Annotated in this window: 21 protein-coding genes; 12 read left to right on the top strand and 9 right to left on the bottom strand. The window is 51.4% G+C overall.

Annotated features, from left to right (window positions below):
* The first annotated feature begins 109 nt into the window (after positions 1-109).
* A complete protein-coding gene (locus CA832_RS08465) occupies positions 110-331 on the top strand; it encodes a hypothetical protein (RefSeq protein WP_088341141.1) in 222 nt (73 codons plus the stop codon).
* A 75-nt stretch (positions 332-406) separates the two neighbouring features.
* Here the strand turns inward: CA832_RS08465 and CA832_RS08460 are convergent, their stop codons facing one another.
* Positions 407-991: a fasciclin domain-containing protein gene (locus CA832_RS08460; protein WP_088341140.1), complete on the bottom strand. Its 585-nt coding sequence runs from the start codon at positions 989-991 to the stop codon at positions 407-409.
* A gap of 348 nt (positions 992-1,339) precedes the next feature.
* On the opposite strand from CA832_RS08460, the gene CA832_RS08455 reads away from it, so the two are divergent.
* Positions 1,340-2,266 (top strand): EamA family transporter, encoded by a 927-nt coding sequence (locus tag CA832_RS08455; protein WP_088341139.1) that lies wholly within the window; start codon positions 1,340-1,342, stop codon positions 2,264-2,266.
* Between the two features lie 6 nt (positions 2,267-2,272).
* On the opposite strand, the gene CA832_RS08450 is transcribed toward CA832_RS08455, so the two are convergent.
* On the bottom strand, positions 2,273-4,495 hold the full coding sequence (locus CA832_RS08450) for a DUF5916 domain-containing protein (RefSeq protein WP_088341138.1): 2,223 nt from the start codon (positions 4,493-4,495) through the stop codon (positions 2,273-2,275).
* 122 nt (positions 4,496-4,617) lie between these two features.
* Here CA832_RS08450 and CA832_RS08445 point away from each other — a divergent pair, with 122 nt between their 5' ends.
* Positions 4,618-5,313 (top strand): protein-L-isoaspartate(D-aspartate) O-methyltransferase, encoded by a 696-nt coding sequence (locus tag CA832_RS08445; protein WP_088341137.1) that lies wholly within the window; start codon positions 4,618-4,620, stop codon positions 5,311-5,313.
* 115 nt (positions 5,314-5,428) lie between these two features.
* Positions 5,429-6,178, top strand: a complete 750-nt coding sequence (locus tag CA832_RS08440) for a universal stress protein (RefSeq protein WP_088341136.1) — start codon at positions 5,429-5,431, stop codon at positions 6,176-6,178.
* Positions 6,179-6,182: 4 nt separating this feature from the next.
* Here CA832_RS08440 and CA832_RS08435 read toward each other — a convergent pair whose 3' ends face one another.
* Complete coding sequence (locus tag CA832_RS08435) at positions 6,183-7,016, bottom strand: hypothetical protein (RefSeq protein WP_088341135.1); 834 nt, start codon at positions 7,014-7,016, stop codon at positions 6,183-6,185.
* A 160-nt stretch (positions 7,017-7,176) separates the two neighbouring features.
* Between CA832_RS08435 and CA832_RS08430 the strand changes: the two genes are divergently transcribed.
* From CA832_RS08430 to CA832_RS08410, 5 genes are all read left to right on the top strand, one after another.
* On the top strand, positions 7,177-9,108 hold the full coding sequence (locus CA832_RS08430) for a hypothetical protein (RefSeq protein WP_088341134.1): 1,932 nt from the start codon (positions 7,177-7,179) through the stop codon (positions 9,106-9,108).
* A 17-nt stretch (positions 9,109-9,125) separates the two neighbouring features.
* The gene (locus CA832_RS08425) at positions 9,126-9,935 is read left to right on the top strand and encodes a DUF2490 domain-containing protein (protein ID WP_233131772.1); all 810 of its coding nucleotides are present in this window, start codon (positions 9,126-9,128) and stop codon (positions 9,933-9,935) included.
* Positions 9,936-9,964: 29 nt separating this feature from the next.
* Positions 9,965-10,816 carry an MORN repeat-containing protein gene (locus CA832_RS08420; protein WP_088341132.1) on the top strand — a complete coding sequence of 284 codons (852 nt, stop codon included), beginning with the start codon at positions 9,965-9,967 and terminating at the stop codon, positions 10,814-10,816.
* 439 nt (positions 10,817-11,255) lie between these two features.
* On the top strand, positions 11,256-12,452 hold the full coding sequence (locus tag CA832_RS08415; protein WP_233131771.1) for a PQQ-dependent sugar dehydrogenase: 1,197 nt from the start codon (positions 11,256-11,258) through the stop codon (positions 12,450-12,452).
* A gap of 147 nt (positions 12,453-12,599) precedes the next feature.
* Positions 12,600-14,702 (top strand): elongation factor G, encoded by a 2,103-nt coding sequence (locus CA832_RS08410; RefSeq protein WP_088341131.1) that lies wholly within the window; start codon positions 12,600-12,602, stop codon positions 14,700-14,702.
* Between the two features lie 44 nt (positions 14,703-14,746).
* On the opposite strand, the gene CA832_RS08405 is transcribed toward CA832_RS08410, so the two are convergent.
* Entirely contained in the window at positions 14,747-15,493 is a 747-nt protein-coding gene (locus CA832_RS08405) for an HpcH/HpaI aldolase family protein (RefSeq protein WP_088341130.1), read from the bottom strand.
* 152 nt (positions 15,494-15,645) lie between these two features.
* On the opposite strand from CA832_RS08405, the gene CA832_RS08400 reads away from it, so the two are divergent.
* The gene (locus CA832_RS08400) at positions 15,646-15,837 is read left to right on the top strand and encodes a cold-shock protein (protein ID WP_088341129.1); all 192 of its coding nucleotides are present in this window, start codon (positions 15,646-15,648) and stop codon (positions 15,835-15,837) included.
* A gap of 105 nt (positions 15,838-15,942) precedes the next feature.
* A complete protein-coding gene (locus tag CA832_RS08395) occupies positions 15,943-16,389 on the top strand; it encodes a cold-shock protein (RefSeq protein ID WP_088341128.1) in 447 nt (148 codons plus the stop codon).
* A 503-nt stretch (positions 16,390-16,892) separates the two neighbouring features.
* Here the strand turns inward: CA832_RS08395 and CA832_RS15020 are convergent.
* The 5 genes from CA832_RS15020 to CA832_RS08370 all read right to left on the bottom strand — a co-directional run bounded on the left by CA832_RS15020 (position 16,893) and on the right by CA832_RS08370 (position 20,892).
* Positions 16,893-17,222, bottom strand: a complete 330-nt coding sequence (locus CA832_RS15020; RefSeq protein WP_158211905.1) for a DUF4251 domain-containing protein — start codon at positions 17,220-17,222, stop codon at positions 16,893-16,895.
* 266 nt (positions 17,223-17,488) lie between these two features.
* Complete coding sequence (locus CA832_RS08385; RefSeq protein WP_088341126.1) at positions 17,489-18,076, bottom strand: DUF4251 domain-containing protein; 588 nt, start codon at positions 18,074-18,076, stop codon at positions 17,489-17,491.
* Between the two features lie 70 nt (positions 18,077-18,146).
* Positions 18,147-19,790, bottom strand: a complete 1,644-nt coding sequence (locus CA832_RS08380; RefSeq protein ID WP_088341125.1) for a S41 family peptidase — start codon at positions 19,788-19,790, stop codon at positions 18,147-18,149.
* A gap of 72 nt (positions 19,791-19,862) precedes the next feature.
* The gene (locus CA832_RS08375) at positions 19,863-20,399 is read right to left on the bottom strand and encodes a hypothetical protein (protein ID WP_143542357.1); all 537 of its coding nucleotides are present in this window, start codon (positions 20,397-20,399) and stop codon (positions 19,863-19,865) included.
* 115 nt (positions 20,400-20,514) lie between these two features.
* Positions 20,515-20,892 (bottom strand): DUF7009 family protein, encoded by a 378-nt coding sequence (locus CA832_RS08370; protein WP_143542356.1) that lies wholly within the window; start codon positions 20,890-20,892, stop codon positions 20,515-20,517.
* A gap of 230 nt (positions 20,893-21,122) precedes the next feature.
* Between CA832_RS08370 and CA832_RS08365 the strand changes: the two genes are divergently transcribed.
* Positions 21,123-22,280, top strand: a complete 1,158-nt coding sequence (locus tag CA832_RS08365) for a multidrug effflux MFS transporter (RefSeq protein WP_088341419.1) — start codon at positions 21,123-21,125, stop codon at positions 22,278-22,280.

The following is a 22,280-nucleotide window of genomic DNA, read 5'->3' as shown; positions in this document are numbered from 1 at the left end:
TTTGGGGCTGTAGCAGGGCCAACACGTTTAAACTTTTGTTAATCCTTTTAAACGTAAGGATGGTATTCTATATCTTGAGGCGTAATTGAAATCAATTCAAAAGAAACCTATGGAATTACTGGATAAGGCAAACGAATTCGAGCAACGCAAGTGGTCCCGGATTTCAACCAGTGACAGGGTTCAGGCCTCCCGGGATCTCAAAAACCTGATTCTCGAAATTAATGAGGTATATAAAAAGACCCGCGAGCAGCACCTTATGGATGTTATGAAGCGCCTAACCGCCATCAAGCGGAAAGTAGAATCGCGCCTGAAACCGCAAATGGTTGTCTGAGTCAGGATTGAGAATTGCTATGAAAAGAAAAACCGCCCGTGATCCGGGCGGTTTTTTTATGAGATGTAAGCTGGCTTATTCCGGCATCACTACCGTGTCGATAACATGGATAACCCCGTTGGAGGCAGCAACATCTGCTGTGGTTACCGTGCTGGTCTGACCCTTGGCGTCGGTAAGGATAACCATTCCGTCCTTCAGGCTCAGGGTAAGTACACTTCCTTCTACCGTTTCCACGGGATAGGCATTATTATTGGCCTTAATGGCTTCTATGACATCTTTTGCCATGAATTTACCCGCTACCACATGGTAGGTGAGGATTTGTGTCAGGGTGGACTTATTTTCCGCCTTCAGCAAGGTTTCAACCGTGCCTGCCGGCAACTTTTCGAATGCCTCATTGGTCGGGGCAAAAACGGTAAAAGGCCCGGCGGAATTCAGCGTTCCGGCCAGGTCGGCAGCTCCAACAGCTGCTACCAGGGTAGAAAACTGGGCATTGTTGCTCGCCACCCCAACAATAGTGGGTTCCGACTCCCATGTGGATGCACTGGCTTCGGTGTTCTCCGCCATATCCGATTGGGATGGTCCTTGTTTTTTGTCCTGGGCACAGGCTACAGTTAGACTGGTGGCCATTACTAGGGCAAGGGTTGATTTGATCATTTTCATTTCGATTTTTTTTAAAGATTAGACAGGAGTAAATGTATTCTTTAGGGTCGTGCCATGTTCTTAATTAATGTTTAATCTTTTCATTATAACGTTAAACATTCTATAATGACTCATAAGATTCCTTAATACCATGGGCGAGCCATTTAACGGCTTATCCCTCTAAAGGAAGGCCTGGTAAGACTCGAACCTTTTGTTATGCGCGGAAAGCGGAATTTTTTACTCGAATACCAGGCAAACCATTACCGGACTCCGAGTACCTGCGAATGCCCTGATAGGTACAATCCCCATCTTAGTGAAAAAGAAGCTTTGCTATCCGGGTTTAGCCCGGGAAAACCTTAATATTGCGTCATGGAAAACAACCCCAACAGGGCCTTGATCCTGTTATCCTTTTTCGCCATATACGTCATTTGGGGATCCACATACCTGCTCAATAAGGTGGCGGTGGCGGAGCTACCCCCATTTATGCTGGCGGGGATCCGGTTTTCAGTGGCAAGCCTCATCATCTTCGGCATTGCCGCCCTTATGGGGAAGAGCCTTCGCATCAGCGGCAGGCAATTATTGAATTCCGCCATTGCCGGGTTCCTTTTCCTGAGCTTTGGCAACGGGGTAGTGGTGTGGGCCCTCAAATATGTGGACAGTAATTTTGCCGCTCTGGAGATATCCGCCCAACCCCTTATCGTGCTCCTGCTCATGTGGATCCTAAGGGGGCAGCGGATACGTCCGATGTCTATGGTGGGGATCCTGTTGGGAATCGTGGGGATTTACCTGCTGGTTAACCAAGATGCGGTTATCGCAGATACCCGGGCATGGGCCGGGGTGGCCATGATCTTTGCCGCCATGCTCGCCTGGGGCTATGGGAGCTTGTTTGTAGGTACTGCAGATTTCCCCAGGAACTACTTTGTGAACACGGGGTATCAGATGGCTACCGGCGGGATTATGCTCTTTATCATGAGCCTGGTCCTTGGGGAGACCTGGAGTAACCCCCTGCACTGGCAACCTCAGACCCACTGGGCGATGTTGCTGCTGATAATCTTCGGGAGTATCGCGGCCTTTACCGCCTTTAACTTCCTGCTGAAGAATGTATCGCCGGAGAAGGTGTCAACCAACACCTACGTGAACCCCATTGTTGCTATGATCCTGGGTTGGTCCCTCCTGAATGAGACCATTAGCGTACAATCTATTGTGGCTGCCGTAATCCTCCTTACTGGGGTGTACTTTATCAACACCAGCAGGAACAGCCTTAAAATAAGGGGCTTCAGAAGTAAGGCGCACTAAGGCCCGTTAGCGAAGGAGGTCGAAGCGGTGGGTGTATTTCACCGTAATGACCTGGTTGTTCAGGGCATCGAGCAGGTTGTCGTCCCGTACAATATTGACCACCACAAACAACCCTGTATTCGCATTCTGCAGCCATCCGAAACGCGCATTCACCGAGGTGATTTCAGAAACATTGTTCCGCTGGATCAGGCTTTGGAGGAAAATTCGCGGGGTGAAACTATAGGAAAAGCGCAGCCCGCTTACAAAAGCGGTCACATCCCCGCTGCCTAATTTGATGTCGTTGTGGCTGAAGGTAAGTGAGGAGTTGAAACGGTCCCCAACACGCAGGTTGGCTGTGCCGCTGTTCGAAATCCTCTTCCCGTCAAAATAACCCCCGATAAACGTACGGGTACTTAAGGAAAAGGCATTGTTAGGATTGGTAATAACCACCAGCTGCAGTTCTTCGTTGTTGTAGTATCCCACTGGGACTTCGAGGCCTGCCAGGCTGAAGGGTTGAAACACATTTTCTGCTGTAAAATTGATGCCCGTATGTATTTCGAACCCGCTGCGCCAGACCCAGTGGTTGTCTACGTGCAGGAAACTGGTTACCACCTCGTCGTCGAAATTCCAATACCCCCGGTAGGAGACGTGTGGTCGCATTTCCAGGAAATTGCCCGCATTGGGGATGCGGTGTGCTTTGAAAATCAGGAACTCGGGTTTGCGGAAGGCCGTGCGCTGCAGGAAGCCAACTTCGGGGTTAAAGCCTTCACCTACCTCGGTATACCCCGCCGTTAAGTTCCAGCCATCCCAGTTGTAATTGGCCATCAGCTTAAAGGCATGGTCGCTTGAAGATATCCCCGGGGTAACGCTCTTGGCTAAAAACCCGGTCACTTCTGCTTTGTTCCCGATGCCCCATTTCCCGTCTACGGCATACACCCGGTTATAATCGTCCGGAGTGTCGCCAAGACCCGCCCGGTTGATAAAAACGCCCCCCAGGGAGGAACGGGTACCCGGGAAGTTGTGGTTTACCCTTGCCACGGAAAAGTTATTCTCCTCGATCCCCGAAGCCTCAATCCCTTCGGTAAACATGCTGAGCAGGCCTACATTGGTATTGCCAATTTTTCCGGATAACCTTCCGCCCCCTATAATGGGGACAATACTCCCGTCCTCTCCGAGGCCGATGCGCCGGCTGAAGAACAAGTCTACTTCTCCCGGGGACCCGACGGTGAACTGCCCTGCATTTTCAAGGAAAAAGGCCCGTTTTTCGGGAAAGAACAGATTAAAACGGTCCAGGTTTATCTGCTGGTCGTCTACCTCCACCTGCGCAAAATCCGTGTTGTAGGTCAGGTCAAGGGTGAGGCTGGGAGTTACGCTGTATTTAACATCCAGCCCGGCCTCGAAGCGGGTATCGGTTTCAGAGGGAGAAACCGATTTGTCATTGACTACCTGCCCGAGTACATAGGGAATGAGTTTCAGGTTCCCCGGGTTCTGCAGGCTTAACCCGGAAAGCTGCCCGGCCAGGGAAATCCGCTTCAGGTCGAAACCCAGGGGAAGATTGGCCCAGAATGCAGTTTCGGTCCTTTTGGCAATATTCCGCTGAAAATTAAGCCCCCAGGTCTTCATGGTTCCCGAAGCAAACCTGAGGGAGCGCAGGGGGATGGCAAATTCCGCGCTCCATCCGTAATCGCCTACCTCGGTCTTCACGCTCCAGGTAGCATCCCAGTTCAGGTTGGTCCCGCCTATAACACCCCCTTGCTGGCGGTTGGCGTTAAAATTTCCCTTGCCTTCATTGTCGATCTGGGCGTCGTACTCCATGCCCTGGGCGTTGGTGCCAAAGAGGAAGCCGTTTTGCCGGTCGTGGTAGGTATCGATAATAAAAAGGAAACTGTCCTCATCATTCAGGTCGGCATCCCGGCGGGAATCCGAAATCACAATTTTATTGGGCTCACTGTCATAACAGACTACCCCAACATAAAACGTACTCCTGGAGTAGGCAATCCGCACCGCAGTGCGCTCCGAAACGGGCTCTCCGTAATTAGGCCGGATCTGCCTGAGGTCCTCAATGGCCGGAACTGCCTGCCAAACCGGGTCATTCAGGATGTCCCCGTCTACCTGCGGTTCGTTTTCGAGCAGGACGGCCTGATATTGTGGCCGATCCTGTATGGTATCCCGGGCTGTTTGCTGGGCTACTCCTGCAAAGCTGGTTAATACCAGGAACAGACCCAGGGCAGGGGAGAGGGGGGTTCTCATAGTGTTTCGGTTGGATGGTAAATATAGTGTTAAATCTACATTTGCCCCCTTCTTCTTTTTCACTTTTAGACACCCGGGAAATCCTTGGGAATTTTGTATCTTAAAGGAAGGTTGAAACCCTCATGAAAGCCCTGTTAGCCCTTAGCATATCCATGTCTTACCTCACTGCACTATCCGGCCAACCCGATTTCGGGACCTTGCGAGAGCAAATGGTTAAGGAACAATTACGTGCCAGGGATATCACTAGCGCCCGGGTCCTCGAAGCTATGAAAACGGTGCCTCGGCACCTATTTGTACGCGATCAGGATCAGGAGGCAGCCTATGGGGACCACCCACTTCCCATAGGGTGGGGGCAAACCATTTCCCAACCCTACATGGTGGCCGCCATGACCCAGGCCCTGGACCTCCGGAAAGGGGATAAGGTATTGGAAGTGGGCACAGGTTCTGGATACCAGGCCGCCGTTCTCGCCCAGATGGGCATGGAGGTGTATACCATAGAAATTGTAGCCCCTTTGGGGACTCAAACCAAAGAACTCCTGAGAAAACTTGGGTATGACCAGGTCCAGACCCGCATTGGGGACGGATATCACGGCTGGCCAGAAGCGGCTCCTTTCGATGCCATTATGGTCACGGCAGGGGGGCCTACCATTCCTAAGGACCTCCTCGCCCAGCTCCGGGAAGGCGGACGGATGGTTATCCCCTTGGGGAAAACACAAGGGGTGCAGGAACTCACCCGGGTAACTCGACGAGAGGGGAAAATCCATACCGAAGTGCTTATGGCGGTCCGGTTTGTTCCCTTTACCCGGAACCCCAACTGACTGCCCCCTAGGGCAGGCACTTCAGAACTTCAAAAGAAAAGGTTAAAACCCGTGTAAGTCCAAGGGCATTATTATAATTTCACATAACACACATTATGCATTCAATTGCTTATAAATGGAAAAGGCTACCCCAGCACCCTCTAGGATTTTGGTACTTGCCACCCCGGACAACCGTTCCGGTCACCTTGTGAAAGCCGCGGAAATGCTGGCTTCCCGTTTTGGGGCAACGGTTCAGATCCTTCATGTAAAGGCACCTGCAAGTGCCATTCAGCAAGACAATCAGTTTTCAGCCAAAAAGGAACTCTACGAAGACAGTCGTCAAACCCGTAAAAAACTACAGGACATCGCCGGTTCGGAGTATAGCAAGTCAGTGGACCTGCGCTATGGAAATGTAAAGGGCACCGTTATGGAAGCCATGGCCGAAAGTGCCCCCCAGGTGGTGATCATAGGCAAACGCGTCCGTAAAGTGGCCGGAATTCTGGGGGACCGGCTCACTGAAGCTGTACTGGACAGTGCCCCCGGATCGGTTCTGATTTTGGACGATACTACGGGCCTGCAGTCCTTTTCTGCTGGGGTCTATGCCCCGGACAAAGGTGTCCAATTAGGGCTTTGGGAGCCTTTGCTTACGGAAAGGGCCAGCAATACGCGCTACTTCAGTATTGGTAAATCCTCTTTTGGCGAAACCGAAAGCGACCCGGCCAAACAGCATTTTGTCTTTACAGACGATGCCGATAGCCTGGAGCGGGTTATTTCCTTTGCCACCAAGACCCGTACGGATCTGTTCTGTATCCCGAAAGGCGTGCAGAAAAGCCTGACGCGGAAACTCGTCCGGGGCCTGCAAGGCTCCGTGTTGGTGGTCCGCTAAACGGTCACTTCCCGGAAATGTAGCCAAAAAAAGCGTTGGCATCTTCCAGGTGTTCCATCCCGAAAATCCAGCATACTTCTGCCGTGTCCGAAAAGTCGAGCCCCCCTTTGGCTATTGAGGTATTCAGGTACCGCCCGTCTGCTCCGTTATACCGGTTGGCAATCCGGATGGCTAATTCCCAAACTTCCCTGAGGTGAGCATCTGCCAGGGCTCCCGGCCCTGATATGGGATCGTCGGATCGAAACCCGGGCGTCCCGTTACCCGTGGCATTCCCATCGGGAATTTTCCAATAGTCGGTGTGCGCCTTTACAAAAACGAGGGCTTCAGCCGCTGTAACCTCTTCATTCCAATCGCTGTGCTGAACAATATGTATTCTCGAACGCACGTTGAGACTCGGTCTTTCCTGCTGAATCCTGCGGACCAGGGCGGCCGAGAAATCGGATTGTCCGGCCTCGGGTATCCAGATGTCCCCCTGGGCATCGAGGGTTCTAAGAGCTACTGCCAGGACTTCGGTAAGCGCCTGCTCACGGTTGGTGTGAGCATCGGACCAATGGCCGGCGAAAGCAGCCTCAAACAGCTCGTTCGGGGGTACATATAAGCCTTCCTGAACCCCATAGGCCCCGGCTACGGCATGGTAGGTCACCCCGTCAAAACGATCCGTGGAAAGCAAAGTTGCCAGAGCCGCTACAGAATGCAGGTCGTCTACATCGGTCTTGCAATCGTAGTGGGCTAATAGCAAATCCCGCTCTACATCGAAACGGGGTCGATCCTCCTGCGAGAAAGCACCCCACATTCCTGTAAACAGGCAAAAGACCCCTATAGTTATGCTGCGAATCATCGATATTGGTTTTTTTACAAGGTACAAAATCCTGTATTTCAATAGAATTCCCTTTACCAAAGGATTAGGTTGCCATATTTTTTCGGCCCGAATGATCCGTCCAAGCTAATCTCTCGTAAATAGTTTCGATTTCAATCCAGGACCTATCCTATCCGGATTCGTGAACAGCAGCCTTAAAACCCATATCGTCAGGACCGGATTAGCCCTTTTCCTTTGCGGCTTTGCCCATCATGTCCTCAGGGCACAGGAACTACGCCAGTTTTCCGGAACCTATCAGGCGGGTGAGTGGGCGGGGTCTGCCACCTTCCAATATACGGTACAGGAAAAGGACACCCTTATTCAAGGCTCCTTTCAGATGCAAAGTTCTCCAACTGAAAACCCGCTGGCAGGGGAGGAGGACAGTTTTTTGGTTAAGGGTAATTTCGTCGACCACGTGCCCCAGGGGGCCTGGCAATTTCGCTTTGGCACCTTTCAGACAGACAGTGTGGCAGAGCGAGTGGGATACCAGTACAAGTTTAACATCTCCGGCGAGGAGCATGAGGCCATTGGGTTGCTCAGCAACGGTAAACCGGAGGGATTATGGACTCATGTGGTAAACCAAATCCGGAACTCTACCCTGGAAAAGGTCCAATTCAGATCTGCCATCCGCTTCCAGGAGGGCATCCCGCAGCGGAGTTTCAGGATTGAAGGGAATGGGAACGCCCTGGCCGGGAGATTGCTGCGAACGGGTATGGCACACGACCAATGGACCTTGTTTAGCGAGGCTTCTCCGGGGGGAGAGGAACACTGGTATTTTCAGGAAGGGGTACTGGAGCGGGTCGAAACCCTCGAGACGGGGCAATGGACCAGCCGAAGTCTGGATTTTGCGGAGGCTCCACAACGCCGATCCGTGGCCCTGGATGAGGCATATCTTCACTTTCTCAATTTTGCAGGCATGACGCCGGACAGTTCTGGGATCGTTGCCCTTCTAAGGGAGAACGACAGGTACTACAGGCGAATAAAGGGTTTGCTCTCCTCCTTTGGCTCCACAGTTTACCGAACAGGGTTTCAGGTTCAAGTGGGCGTTTATCCCTTTACCCCAACGGAACAGGCATTTTTAAAAGACCTGGAGCAATGGGTTTCCGAAGCTGCCGCTATGTCGGACCGTATTCTGAACGACCCGCAATTGGAGCTCGCGCGCCGGTCCGATCCGGAGGCCCAGTACTACTTCCAAGTGGCAGGAGGCTTGAAAGCCCGGATGATAAACCCACTCTTACATGTAGTTAAACTCAAGCAGTTTGGCGTGCTGGATTTCCTGCCCAGGGAGGCGCTCCAGGGACGCTTGTGGACCGATACCCCCGAAGCAAAGATTCCATCAGAGGTGCCTGGGTACGCGTATTATGAAGGGCCTGGTGCGGATCGCCTGGATTTCGGTGGTTCCGGAATAGCCTCCCTGAGGGATATGGCCCAGTACGCCAAAGGCAGTCTGGAGGAGATTACAGCAGCCCTTGGCCCCAGACTCACCCTGGAGCAACAAGAACAGGCACTTCTGGAACGGGAAAAAAGCATGGTCAGCCAATACGAAGCGCTGAAACGCTTGGTATCCGAACCTTCCGAATCCCAAGAGCGAATAACAACCCTGGCCCTACAAGCCGTCCTGCGACAGGCGGAAAGCGTGGTGGATGGCTATTCGCGACTCTCTTACGCAGAAGAAAAGTCTGTGGAGATTGAAAACGCCATAAATTGCCTTGAAAATCTGGGCAGGCTATCCCGCAATCTGGTGCAGCAACAGGAGCGAAGCCGGCAGGTCCGCGAGGCATACACAGACCAGATTTGGAACCCTTTTACGGCTACCATCATGGATGAAGTCGTAAAGCGTCGTATCACCACTGCCTATTTCGAGGTGCTCTTACCTTATGTCCTGAACGAAGTTGGGAGGAATGCCAGCTGCGAGAAAGCCAAGGATTGGGCCACGCTCCTGGAGCAAACCTTTGAACGGGTCCTTGCGCTAAAGGATGAGGACACCGAAAAACTCGAGAGAAAACTACGGAAGGAAAAGGATCCGCAAACGGTCATTGCGTTGTTTGGCCTGAAAGAGAAGGCTCAGGAATAATGCACTTGAAACGGGTTTTGCGGGGACTGTGCGTCCTGCTGTGCATTTGCATCGGTGCCAGTAGACTACACGCCCAGGAAGACATCCTCTTGCCGGACGCTTCAAAATACAAGGAGCCGGTATCCAAGTTGTGGATCAACACCTATGGAAACATCCGGGTATCCAAACGCCTGATCTGGATCGCCGAAACCCATTTTCGTTTCCAGGAAACGGAAAACACCCCGTTTGCGGGTCAGATTGCCCAAGTATATAACAGACATGCCTTGTCCTATATCTATTCCAAATACTTCAATGCCAGTCTGGGTGGCGTACTTCGGGTCAATTTCAATACGGATGCGCTTTCGGAGGGCCGCAACGTAGTGCCGGAATGGCGAATCTGGCACCAATACCAATTTGCCCAACCCTTGTCCTCCATTATGGTCTACCACCGCATCCGGATTGAACACAGATGGTCCCAGGGTTTTGCACAAGAAAGCGCGTATATCTTTCGCAACCGCTGGCGCTACATGCTTCGCATCAAGGTTCCCCTTAACAGCCATAAGTTCGAACCGGGAACCTGGTACCTTTCGCCGGAATCCGAACTCATCCTCCAGAGCGGTAAAGAGGTGGTGGGAAGCGTGCTGGAAGACCTTCGTCTGACCACTACCCTGGGCTACATTCTGACACCCCGCCTCACGGTAGCCGCAGGCCTTATGTATTCCCAGGGTCAGGACTTTGACAACCCGGGAATCTACAAACAGGGCTGGACCGTGCGGTGCCATCTTTATTACGCCCCGGATTTCAGGAAAGTGAGAAATAAACTCCCAGCCATACACCTCGACGACTAAACAGACGTTTACTGCGTATATAGACCGTTATGAAGTTTAAAACACCCTTCCTCATCGTTTCAGTACTCCTGTCTTTGACCTTTGGTCTGTGGATGCGCAAAGCAACAGAAGTAACGGATTTAAAGTTGCAACTGGCAGCAAGCCGGAGCGAAGAACAAGCAGTTTCGGCCCAGTTGAAGGCCCTGGGCACCTCCAGACACATCGATTCCCTTCTGGCCAGTGGCCGTTTCAGGGAGGCCTTAAGGGAACAACAATCCCTGCCACAGGGAGAAGGTAGCCTGGACGCCTCAGGTATTCGCCTGCGCATGGCAGTGATTGCAGATCTTCTGGCCCAGCGTGAATCCCTCCAGAGGCAAATAATGGAACAAACCCAGCGTGAAGCAGAAATGCCTGCACTTCCCTCAGCGTACCCCGATTCGGAAGGCCGCCAGGTAGACTCCCTGTACTTTGCCCTGGAAAAGGCACATCTGGAACTCCACGGACTGCGGCGCCAGTTACGCGAGAAATCCAATGGACAGTACCTGACCTTTATGACGGATAAGGGTACGCGAATATATTATGTGGGGGAAGTCCGAAATGGTAAGGCCAACGGTTACGGGATAGCGCTTCTGGAAACCGGAAGCCGTTATGAAGGGGAATGGAAAGACAACCGGCGACACGGCCAGGGATCCTTTTACTGGCCGGATGGACAATACTATGTGGGCCATTACGAGAATGACCATCGAAATGGCAATGGATCCTATTTCTGGCCCAATGGTGAAAAATACGTGGGCGACTGGGAAAATGACCGTCGCAGCGGAGAGGGCGTCTTCTATTCGGAAACGGATCAGGTGGTGGCCCAGGGGACCTGGAAGGACGACGAGCTGGTCGAGCAAAGGTAGGAAACACCCACTGGCAACACTGCGTCAGGCGAGAACCGGCGAAAGGTTCCCAAGTCAAGGGCTTTCTTGGGGGAGATTAGCAAAGCCTCTCTTATGTATCGGTCAAAACCGGGATCAACTTCAGAACAATTGCCCTTAATAACCCGGTTTGCGCAGATGTCCGCATTGGTGAGCCGGAAAGCAATGTGCTATTGCGTCTCCATATCGCTTTCCTTTCCTTCAATAACGGAGTAGTTTATAAAATTCCCATCCACCCACGGTACTCCATTCGAGCGAACGACCGGTTCCCATCAGGGGAGTATTTTCAGGCACATTGGACTGTAGGGAAGTTTCCCCACACGACTCGGGCATTGGAATTTCAGGAAGGTGTTTAGTAGTATCGATACCTGTGGATATGACATATGGATTTCTTATTTTAGGGCAAACCAAAATACAAAGAATGACTTTTTCCAGAATCCTTTTTCCGGTGCTCTTCCTTATCCTGATAATGGTGAGTATGCAAAGCTGTGGACCATCCAACAGTGAAGCAAACCAGCCAGCGCAGATCCAATATGAGGAAGCCCCCAGCAACCTCCCCCTGGACCGGCTGAAACTCCCTCCTGGGTTTCGTATTGAAGTCTATGCGGACAGCGTGGACGGGGCACGTTCCATGGCCATGGGTAGCGATGGAACCCTCTTTGTGGGAACTCGGAACGATAAAACCGTATATGCTATTCAGGACCGGGACCGGGATTTCCGGGCAGACCGGATCCTGATATTGGATTCGACCCTTTCGGTACCCAATGGGATCGCTTTCCGCAAAGGGGCCCTCTATGTAGCCGAAGTGGGGCGCCTGCTGCGTTACGACAGCGTGGAATCGCGCCTGGAAAACCTGCCGGAACCCGTGGTGGTCTATGACGATTACCCTACGGAATTCCACCATGGCTGGAAGTACATCGCATTTGGGCCGGACGACAAACTTTACGTGCCGGTAGGTGCCCCCTGTAACATTTGCGACTCGGCCACGGTAGACCCGCGATATGCCTCTATTACCCGGATGGACCCGGATGGGAGCAACCGTGAAATCGTCGCCCACGGGGTGCGGAATTCCGTTGGCTTCACCTGGCACCCACAAACCGGGGAGCTTTGGTTTACCGACAATGGCAGAGATATGATGGGGGATGATATCCCGCCCTGCGAACTGAACCGGGTAGCCCGGGCAGGAGACCATTTTGGTTACCCCTTCTGCCATGGGGGTACCATTGCAGACCCCGAATACGGAGACCAGCGGGATTGCAGTGAATTTGTTGCCCCGGTTCAAAACCTTGGCGCCCACGTAGCGCCCCTCGGGGTTAAGTTCCCTACAGGGGATATGTTTCCTCCCCAGTACCGAAATGCGGCCCTCATTGCCGAACACGGCTCCTGGAACCGCAGCGAAAAGTCCGGCTACAGGGTATCTATGGTGACCTTGGAAGGCAATACCGCGGTAGGCTATGAATCCTTTATTGAAGGCTGGTTGGATGATGACACCCAGGAACAATTCGGCAGGCCCGTGGACCTGCTGTTCCTCGAGGATGGATCCCTGCTTATTTCGGACGATTTTGCAGATGCCATCTACCGGGTAACCTATGCAGAACCCATGGCTTCGGTTCCATAGCCGGTGGAGAAGGGTAGGGGTAAGGCCCACCTTCCATATGGTTTCGGAAATCCCTGAAATATGGGAAAATGTCATGTTTTGGGCCGGGGCGCTCTGCTACCTTTACGGGACTACCAGAAATGATACCTAACCTTTTCAACCGAGACCATGAAAATTTACGACGATAAACACATCAAGAACATTGTATTAGTAGGGGCCCACAACAGCGGTAAAACGACCCTGGCCGAAACCATGCTCTTTGAGGCCGGGCTAATCAGCCGCCGGGGCACGGTAGAGGGAAAGAATACGGTTTCCGATTACCACGAACTGGAGCAAGAACGCGGTGCCTCGGTTTTTGCCACCCCCTTGCATACAGAATGGCGTAACTACAAGATCAACATCATGGATACCCCCGGGCTGGACGATTACCTCGGGGAAATCCTTTCGTCCATCCGCGTGGCGGATACCATCGTCACCGTAATTAATGCCCGCAATGGGGTAGAGGTGGGGACTGAAATTATCTGGAACTACATCGACAAATACAACAAACCCACGCTTTTTGTCATCAACCAGATAGACCACCCTACAGCGAGTTTCGAAGACAGCCTTCGGGGAATACGGAACCTGGTGGGCAATAACGCTGCACAGATGCAATACCCGATCAAAGTAGATGGGGCGCAAGGCATTATCGACGTCCTGAAGATGAAGATGTACAAGTTTTCATCCGAAGGGGGGAAGCCCGAAAAATTCCCTATTCCGGACAGCGAGATGGAGCGCGCCAATGCCCTGCACAATGAACTGGTCGAAAAGGCGGCAGAGAATGACGAAGAACTCCTGGAACTGTTTTTCGAAAAGGGGACCCTCACCGAGGATGAAATGCGGCAGGGCATCAAAGCCGGGATGCTGCACCACGAACTCTTCCCGGTATTCTGCGTTTCCGCCCTGCAGGATATGGGAAGCGGGCGGCTTATGGGCTTTATCGACAATGTGGCCCCCGCCGCTGCCGACCTGAAACCCGAACAAACCCTGGAAGGGGACACCGTGGAACCGACGCCTGAAGCCCCAACCACACTCTTTATTTTCAAGACCCTTCAGCAACCCAATGTGGGCCAGGTGACTTTCTTTAAGGTGAAATCAGGGGTGGTGCGCGTCAACGATAAGTTGGAGAACTCCCGCACGGGGGAAAGTGAGACCCTCAACCAACTCTTTATCATGGACGGCAAAAAACGAATTGCCGTGAACCAATTGGTAGTAGGGGATATTGGCGCTACCCTCAAGCTTAAGGATACCGAGACTAACGACACCCTTCACGCGGCGCCTAAAGCGGTAACCATCCGGCCAATAGCCTATCCGCAACCCCGCACCAAAAAGGCCGTGTGGGCGGTGAACCAGCACGATGAGGAAAAACTGGCCGAGGCCCTCAAGAAAATCCACAGCCAGGACCCCACGGTAACCATTACGTATTCCAGTGAACTAAAGCAACAGATCCTGGGTTGCCAGGGGGAATTGCACCTGGCGAACATCCAGTGGCTTCTTGAAAAGGTTTACGGGGTAGAGGCCCGGTTTGAAGCACCCAAAATAGCCTACCGGGAAACCATCAACCGCTCTTCGTCGTCCAGCTACCGCCATAAGAAACAGTCTGGTGGTGCGGGGCAGTTTGCCGAGGTACACCTGAAAATAGAACCCTGGGAAGAAGGCATGCCGGAACCGGAAGGGTTCAACATCAGGGGAAAAGAAGAAGTGGAACTGCCTTGGGGCGGTAAGTTGGTTTTCTACAACTGTATTGTAGGAGGGGTAATAGACCTGCGTTACCTGCCATCCATCAAAAAAGGCATCCTCGAGGTCATGGAATCAGGACCGCTCACCGGTTCTTATATCCGGGATGTACGGGTGATGGTCTACGACGGGAAGATGCACTCGGTAGATTCCAACGACATCTCCTTCAAGATTGCCGGTTCACATGCCTTTAAGGAAGCCTTTCTGAATGCAGCTCCCAAGTTGCTGGAGCCCATCCACCAGCTCACCGTTAAAGTGCCGGAGGACATGATGGGAGGGGTAATGACCGACCTTCAGAGCCGGCGCTCGCTGATCCTGGGGATGGACAACAAGGACCATTTCCAGATCCTGAAATGCGCTACTCCGGAAGCAGAGTTGTACGGATACTCTACCAGCCTGAGGTCCCTGACACAGGGCAAAGCGACCTTTTCCAGTGCATTTGCTTCCTATGAGGTGGTGCCGGACAATATCCAGAAGGAGTTGGTTAAAGGGTAAGGTGCGGAAAAAATGGTGGTCGCCTGCCTCGGCGGGAAAATGCCTTACATGGTATCCAGGATTCGTTGGGCTCCGCTACGGACCAGTTCCGTATCAATACCACCCGCCAACAGGCGAAAGCCCTGGTCCGTATACTGTTTCATGGTTTCCGGGTTGGCGGTAAAAATTCCCAGGGTCAGCCCCGGAGCTTTTAGCCGTGCCACGCTGGCAATGGCCTGCTGGACGTCCGGGTGGGTAACCTCCCCGGGCAGGCCCATACTCATGGACAGGTCGTAGGGGCCAATAAAAAGGGCGTCTACGCCGGGTACTGCAGCAATGGCTGCCGCATTTTTCACGGCCTCGGCATCTTCGATCTGGACAATGCAGGCTATACTTTGGTTCGCCTCTTTCAGGTATTCGGTAAAGTCCCTTCCATAACGGGCCCCGCGCCCCATACCCACACCCCGCAGGCCCTCAGGTGGGTATTTGCACAGGGAAACCGCATGCCGTGCCTGAGCCTCGGTAGAAATCCGGGGAAAGATAACCGCCTCTGCACCCGCATCCAGCACCCGGGCCACATCTGTGGCGGTTGCCTCCGGGACCCGAACCGCACACAGGCATTTCGGGGAAACGCACCTGAGTAAATTCAGCATCGTTTCATGACTCACAGGGCTGTGTTCCATGTCCAGGAATAACCAGTCAAAACCTGCGTCGGAAATCATTTCGACCATTTCACAGGAAGGCACGGAAATCAGGATGCCCTTTAAAGGTTTATCTGTGGAGAGGGCATGGCGGAAGGATTTGATCATCATAAGAACCGGTTTTGTTCGACAGAGGTACTTAAAAGAGATTAATGTCGCGGTTTTGGCAAAGCTATTGGGATATTTAAGATAAATATTTTCAATAAATGACTGAATATTCGATTATTAGCCTCACCTTTGCCCACTAATTTAATAGTATTATCATGAGTAAAGGAACAGTGAAATTCTTTAACGACTCCAAAGGTTTTGGATTTATTACCGAAGAAGGCGTCGAAAAAGATCACTTTGTACATGTTACAGGATTAATTGACGAGGTGCGCGAAGGTGACGAAGTTGAATTTGATCTGGAACAAGGACAAAAAGGATTAAACGCAGTTAACGTAAAAGTTATCTGAAGACATAATTGTTTTTTCAGGGCCCATCCACTTTGGATGGGCTTTTTTTTTTAATCGGACCCCTATCGGTATTTAAAGTACTACCTTAAGAGCATAATTCAATCTATGGCCAAATCACAACAAACGTTTAGTAAAAGGGAAAAGGAGAAAAAACGGCTCAAGAAAAGGGAAGAAAAGCAGAAGAAGAAAGAAGCGCGCAGGGCAGAGGCCAAGGAGGGTGAAGGCGGTATCCCCTTCGCATATGTGGACCAATTTGGAAATCTTACCGACACCCCGCCAAATCCATCCGATAAAATCAAAGTCAAAGCCGAGGATATTGTTTTGGGTATCCCTCAGAAAGAGGAAGAAGAAATCGATCCTGTTCGCAGAGGCAAAGTCACATTTTTTGACCACTCCAAGGGGTTTGGATTTATACTGGATGTGGAATCGCAGGAAAAACACTTTGTACATGTTTCTGGCCTTATCGACGAAATCGACGAGAACGATGCCGTTACCTTCGAGCTTGAAAAGGGGCAGAAAGGCATGAATGCCGTCCGGGTTAACCTGGCTTAATAAGGGCTTAAACAGGAAATGGCACACTACAGACACTTCACAGGTGCCGTCTCATACGCTTTAAATCATTGATTCTGCAAGCCATTTTCCTTTGTCATAAATCTGATGCTATCTGCATGTAGCTACACATAACAGATTATATGATCAATTAGCTCCGCTAAACGGTAATGGTAAATCAACAGTACAGGATTAGGCCGTATCCGGTTGTCATAAAAACCTCTACCGTTTCGTACGCTTCGGTAATTGCATGATACGGTTCATTTCCTTTGACATAAAATCTTTTCCGTTATGCGCCCGAGCGGAAATAGCAAATAAAAACATTACTCAATAGGGCCATATCCGCTTGTCATAAAACCTGTACCGTTTCATACACAGCGGTACGAAACTGGTTTTATGTCAAATACTGCATATTACGCGGATATTGGGTTGTACTATAATTTATATTATGTCTAATAGATAATTTGAAAAGCCCCCTACTTACATGTAATTGGACGGTAAGCGAATTATAAGGTACTGCTCACCTTCCCGGTATAACCGGTGACCATGGGACGTTGTGCACTAAGCAGCTTCATATATGCCGTCTGGTCCGGCATTATATGAAGTTCAAAGCGCAGGCGTTCGGTAAGATTCAGTACTTCGAACTGCAGAGTAAACTCTCTTGGGTCTTTATAGCGTGTATACGCCAGATTAGTGAGTTGCTTGTTGTCTATAAAGATTCCAGGCCTTTCATACGCATCCCTGAAGAATTGTCTCATGATGTAATGCGGAAGTTCCGCCGTGACCCTGTCTCCCTGGATACTGAGGTAAAAACCGGATTTATTGAAGGATTCCACAGTATTCCTGGTTCTGAGAGGCCTAAAAGAAACGGTCGCTACCTGGGTTGAAGATTCTACTACCTCAAAATTCAGGTGCAAAGGCGCTTTAAGTTCCGATACGGTATTAGCTTCTGTACCGGGAACATTCCTTACGGTTTGGCAACCTATAGTGGAAACTGCGGCAATACTCAAAACAAGCAGAAATCTGATTTTCATGTCCTAGTAGTCTTTGGAATCCTACTATAAGATAGTACTAAAATTTCAACCAGCCTTTAAACACCCTCTTATGGTGTTGCTCCCTTAAACCGGGTCATCCCCCTGTACCGGATTACATCGCGCTGGGGGCTGAAAACGGAAACTTCTGTGCGACCACCTGAGCTGAGTTCCATCAGGAAACGAAAGCGTTCGTATCCGTCCCGTGCAAAAAACTCCAGGGTCTTGCCACTCCTTGAATTCCGGATCTTATATTCGGTATATTCCGTATCGAGTTCAATACCTCCCCGGCCGCCTACCCGGGTTACATTGTCCCGCCTGCCGTAGTACGGCAAATACGCCTTAATGGAGTCCCCATGCATTTCCAGGTAATAGCCTTCTCCCGTCAGGTTAATATTGGTTACAGAACTCCCCCGGGCCTGAGTAACCCCGAGATTGGCAGCACTTACGTATTCGGGGGAAGCCATGGGCATGGCAAACTCCACTTCCAAGCGCCACTCATTGCTCTTGAGCTGTTGGTCCAAAGCTGCCAACTGTTCTGCTGATGCCGTGGCTTTTCCCGCATCGCACCCACTGGTACTGGTGGTGAGGACCAACACGATGGCCACCAACCAGCAGCCGTAACATAAGGCAAAGATATTCCTGCTCTTTCGTCGCATACTCTAAGGTAACCCTCGTTTATGCGATTTATTGCCAAAAAAGTCCTAATTCACAAGGATTTAAGAGTCCCTATTCCGCCTTAAGGAGGGCCTCTGCCTGCTTGCGAAGGTTCTGGCTCCCTCCCAGGGAAATCACCTTTTTCAAACTCTCGCGAGCCTTCTCCCCCTCCCCTTTGGCCTGCAAGATCCGACCGTGAAGCAGCCATGCCGAAGGCGCTTCCGGATAGAAGCCTGTGACCAGGGATGAAACAAAATAAGCCTCCTCTACACTGTTGCTTTCAAGCAAGTTAGAGGCAGCTTCTTCAAACTTCGATTTAAAATCAAAGTAGGCGTAATTGGGATCGGCAATCATCCGGGATGCCTCGGCTTGTACCTCCTGGATCGCTCCCTGGGTAAACAACCGCGTCAGATGGCCCATAGGGTCGGAGATATATGTACTGTCCTGAAATGCCAGTGCCGCCTCGAGGGCTGGGTCCTGGTTGGTCCGGTACTGTTCGAAGGTAGGTTCAGCCGCCAACTGTGGAGCCAGCCAGTCCGCATTTTCCCATTGGGGCTTATCCTGCCACCAGGCATAGGATAAATAGGCGTTTATTCCGGAATTCGGGAGGGCTACCGGTCGGTTGTCCCCGTAAAAGTTGATGTTCTCCCCTGTGGGTTCCCCAACAAACACCGCATGGGTGTAGTTGTGTAATTCGTTTACCAGGTTCTGGCAGGCCGAAAAGGTCCTTCGGCCGATAATGACCATCAGCTTCCCGGGTTCATTGATCCTGGAGCGGATAATCCCGGTAACGATGGGCTTGTTTTTGTAATTATTACCCCCGCCATTAAGGCGTACATCCAAAATGAGCTTCTTTACCTTATTTTCTTCTATAAACCTGAACACCTCATCGTAAAACTGCGGGATAGTGGCGGTGGAATCGTCCATGATCTGACTGTGCCGCAAGTAGACAGCGTTTTCTTCTGGCAGGTGTTCGTAATAGTAGATGCGCTCGAGGTTTTTCAGGTATAGCGGGGTCTGGCTCAGGTCCCGGGACTCCACCCATTCCGCGCCGGGGACCACCATCCCGTATTGGCGCGGAAACCGTTCGGCGGGGACCGCTTCTATAGTGGCTTCAAAGGCCCTTCCCTCCTGCTCCAGGTTCAAGGTAATACTGTTTTTCAACGATGGTATCACGCCCTGGGCATGGAGGAATTCCGGAAAGGTCAGATAATGAATGCCATAGGCTTTCACAAACATATCATTCTCAGCCGGAACCACGGGTCGCATCCGTTTCAGCACCTCTGAAATGGGCACCCCCTCAATTCCCGTTAATCTTGCCCCCGCCAGGTTTGCATAGTCCCGATGCACCCCCTGCAGGTATATCCCGTCCTGGAAATCATAAAGGACAATGGGCAACTGACTGTAAGGCACCTTGCCTTCCCAATACCCCAAGACAGTATGCCCGTACTCAAAGCGGGCTACCACCCGGGCAAGGCCCACCATAATTTCATGGGGTTCCATCTCCGGAATCGCGAGATAAAGCGAATCTACCGTTGCATCCCAGGCATCTGGGCGAACCTTCTTAAACAAAAAGGGATAGTCCGAATGGATGGTTTGCTGCAAATAGCGGAGGTCTTCCTGCCACTCGGCTGCCGTAAGTTCGCTTTGGGAAAACGCAAAAGTACCTGCCCAAAAAAAGCAAACGAGCAGGGTGAGACGGGATAACAAGGTCATGAGTGTTCCTTCTTTGATATATACATGAGAAGGAAAATTTTCCAATATGTTACAGCTACCACTGGAAATTAATCAGGGCTGCAGGGCAAGGGGCTCAGATTGGCCGGACCGTATTTCCCAACGGTCCCCGTAAATGGACCGGTACCGGATGCGATAGTCGAAATCTCCTTCCTGAAGGGCCTGCATGGCAATAAACAGCCTGCGGTGGCATTCCTGGGTATCGCACATTTGCAAAAGCAGTCGGGTTCCGCCCGAAGGTATGGCCTGCCCTGGGGCCAGGTTGGCATTGGCAACCAGGGTTATCTCCTGCATTTCAGGTACTTTGGACCTGAAAAAATCCGCAAATTCCATATCCAGCCACTGTCCCTTGTAATACAATTCCCGGGATTCAATGATGGCCGGCCCCACTCCATAGTTGAAGAGTTCCATCTTAGTGAAATGGTTCTGGTTATCGTTGCTCATCTCCAGACGCAGATAAGGCATTACCGAAAGATGACTCTGTTGTTCGATGATGTCGGTTTGCCGAACAAATATGACAAGCGTAAGCAGACTGATCCCCATGGCAACGAGACTAACGATTTTATCCGTGGTCCAGAAACTACCTTTCATTCCTGTTTGTTTTTGAGGGGTATACAGCCTTTTCTTTAGTTTCAGAAATTAAATTAAACTATAATATAACAAACGTTTAAGTATTATAATACAGCTCATTATGATTTAATTAAAACTAACAACCTTGGACATCTGCCTTGGGGTTCGGGTAATGATCCTTCTGGCTCTCCAGATCCCTGTCCAGGCAGACAAAATCCTTTTCCACGAGCAAATGCAGTTGCGAACCCCCGGGGAGTCCCACCCAATTCTCAAACCCTACCTGTTCCGAATGGGCCCAGGAAGCTGCCAGTTTTGCGGGCAGGATGATGTCAACACCTTGGGTAGTCATCCGGGCTGAGAGTTCCTGGACACCGTCCTCTGGAACCAAGGAATAGGTCCATACCCCATCCGGGAATACCACTTTTTCGACCAGACGTTCCCCTGCCCCAATTTGAGCCACCTCTGTACGCCGAAGCCTCAGGCGCACGGAACTGCCTTCCATTCGTATTTTCATCTCACTGGTTTTACCTGAAAGATACGATTTACAGGGAATTTCGAGTCTTATATCAACCCAGTTTTTGGCGTCTCTTAAGCGACACCTTCCTGATGCTTAAGTGTTTGCGATGGAGACGGAGTAACTGGGCCTCGTATTTCTTTGGGGTTCAACAGGCAGAAGCCCATTTTTAGGTCTATTTTTGGGCCGTGGTAAAACCTGGGGGAACGCATACGGAATTCATTGCCTTGATGGCAGCGCTTATGTCTATTGTGGCCCTGGCCCTGGATGCCTTGTTGCCAGCCCTCGACATCATCGGCATTGCTGTGGGGAACCATGATCCTGCAGCCAACCAACTCCTGATTACCCTTTTCTTCCTTGGTATGGGGACCGGTCCTCTGCTCTTTGGCCCTATTTCCGACAGCGTAGGGCGCAAACCCGTGGTGTATATCGGCTTCGGGATATTTATCCTGGCCAGTGGAATATGTGTGGCAGCAAGTAGCCTGGAATGGATGATTGCCGGGCGCATCCTCCAGGGCATGTCGCTTTCGGCCCCGAGAACCATCAGCATTGCCATGATTCGCGACCGCTTCAGCGGGGATTATATGGCTCGGATCATGTCCTTTGTGACCGTGGTTTTCATTCTGGTGCCCATCGTGGCACCCGCTTTTGGGAAACTCATCCTTGATATTTTGGGTTGGGAAGCCATTTTTTATGTGCAGGTGGGGTTCAGCCTCCTGGTGGCCCTTTGGTTCTGGCGCCGGCAGGAAGAAACCCTGCACCCCAGGAACCGTTCCGGCTTTAGCTTTATGCGGATTCTGAGGGGTTTCAGGCAGGTCATGAGCTACAGGAGAACCATGATTTTTACGTATATCTGGGGGTTTGTAACCGGTTCATTCCTGGTATACCTGAGCACTTCCCAACAGATATTTGAGGGTCAGTACGGCCTTCCGGACCTATTTCCCTATCTGTTTGCCGGCCTGGCGGTAACCATCGGCACCGCCACATTCCTAAACGGGACCCTGGTGTTGCGTTTTGGCATGAGACGGCTTATCACCGTTGCCCTATTGGTCTATACCGCAACGCCGCTTTGTTACAGCATCCTGTTTTTCAACAGCGAAAACCCTTCGGTTTGGGTATTGATGGGGTTTCTGGCCTTGCAGTTCTTCGCAGTGGGATTTTTATTCGGCAACCTGCGGTCCATGGCCATGGAGCCCCTGGGCCATATTGCCGGGATTGGGGCGGCTATTACCGGCTTTATCGCTACGCTGATGTCTGTGCCCATAAGTACCTGGATCGGCAGTTTTGTGACCGATTCTGCTCTGCCCCTCTTCCTTGGTTTTGCTGTTTGCGGGTCCTTTTCCCTTGCCCTGCTGGGCTACAGCAATTATCGCCTCAGGTCCTCTTGA

Source organism: Robiginitalea sediminis (assembly GCF_002198115.1).
In the GTDB taxonomy this organism is placed as follows: domain Bacteria; phylum Bacteroidota; class Bacteroidia; order Flavobacteriales; family Flavobacteriaceae; genus Robiginitalea; species Robiginitalea sediminis.
Note: the sequence above shows the minus strand (reverse complement) of the source record. Positions and strands in the feature narration are given on the sequence as shown.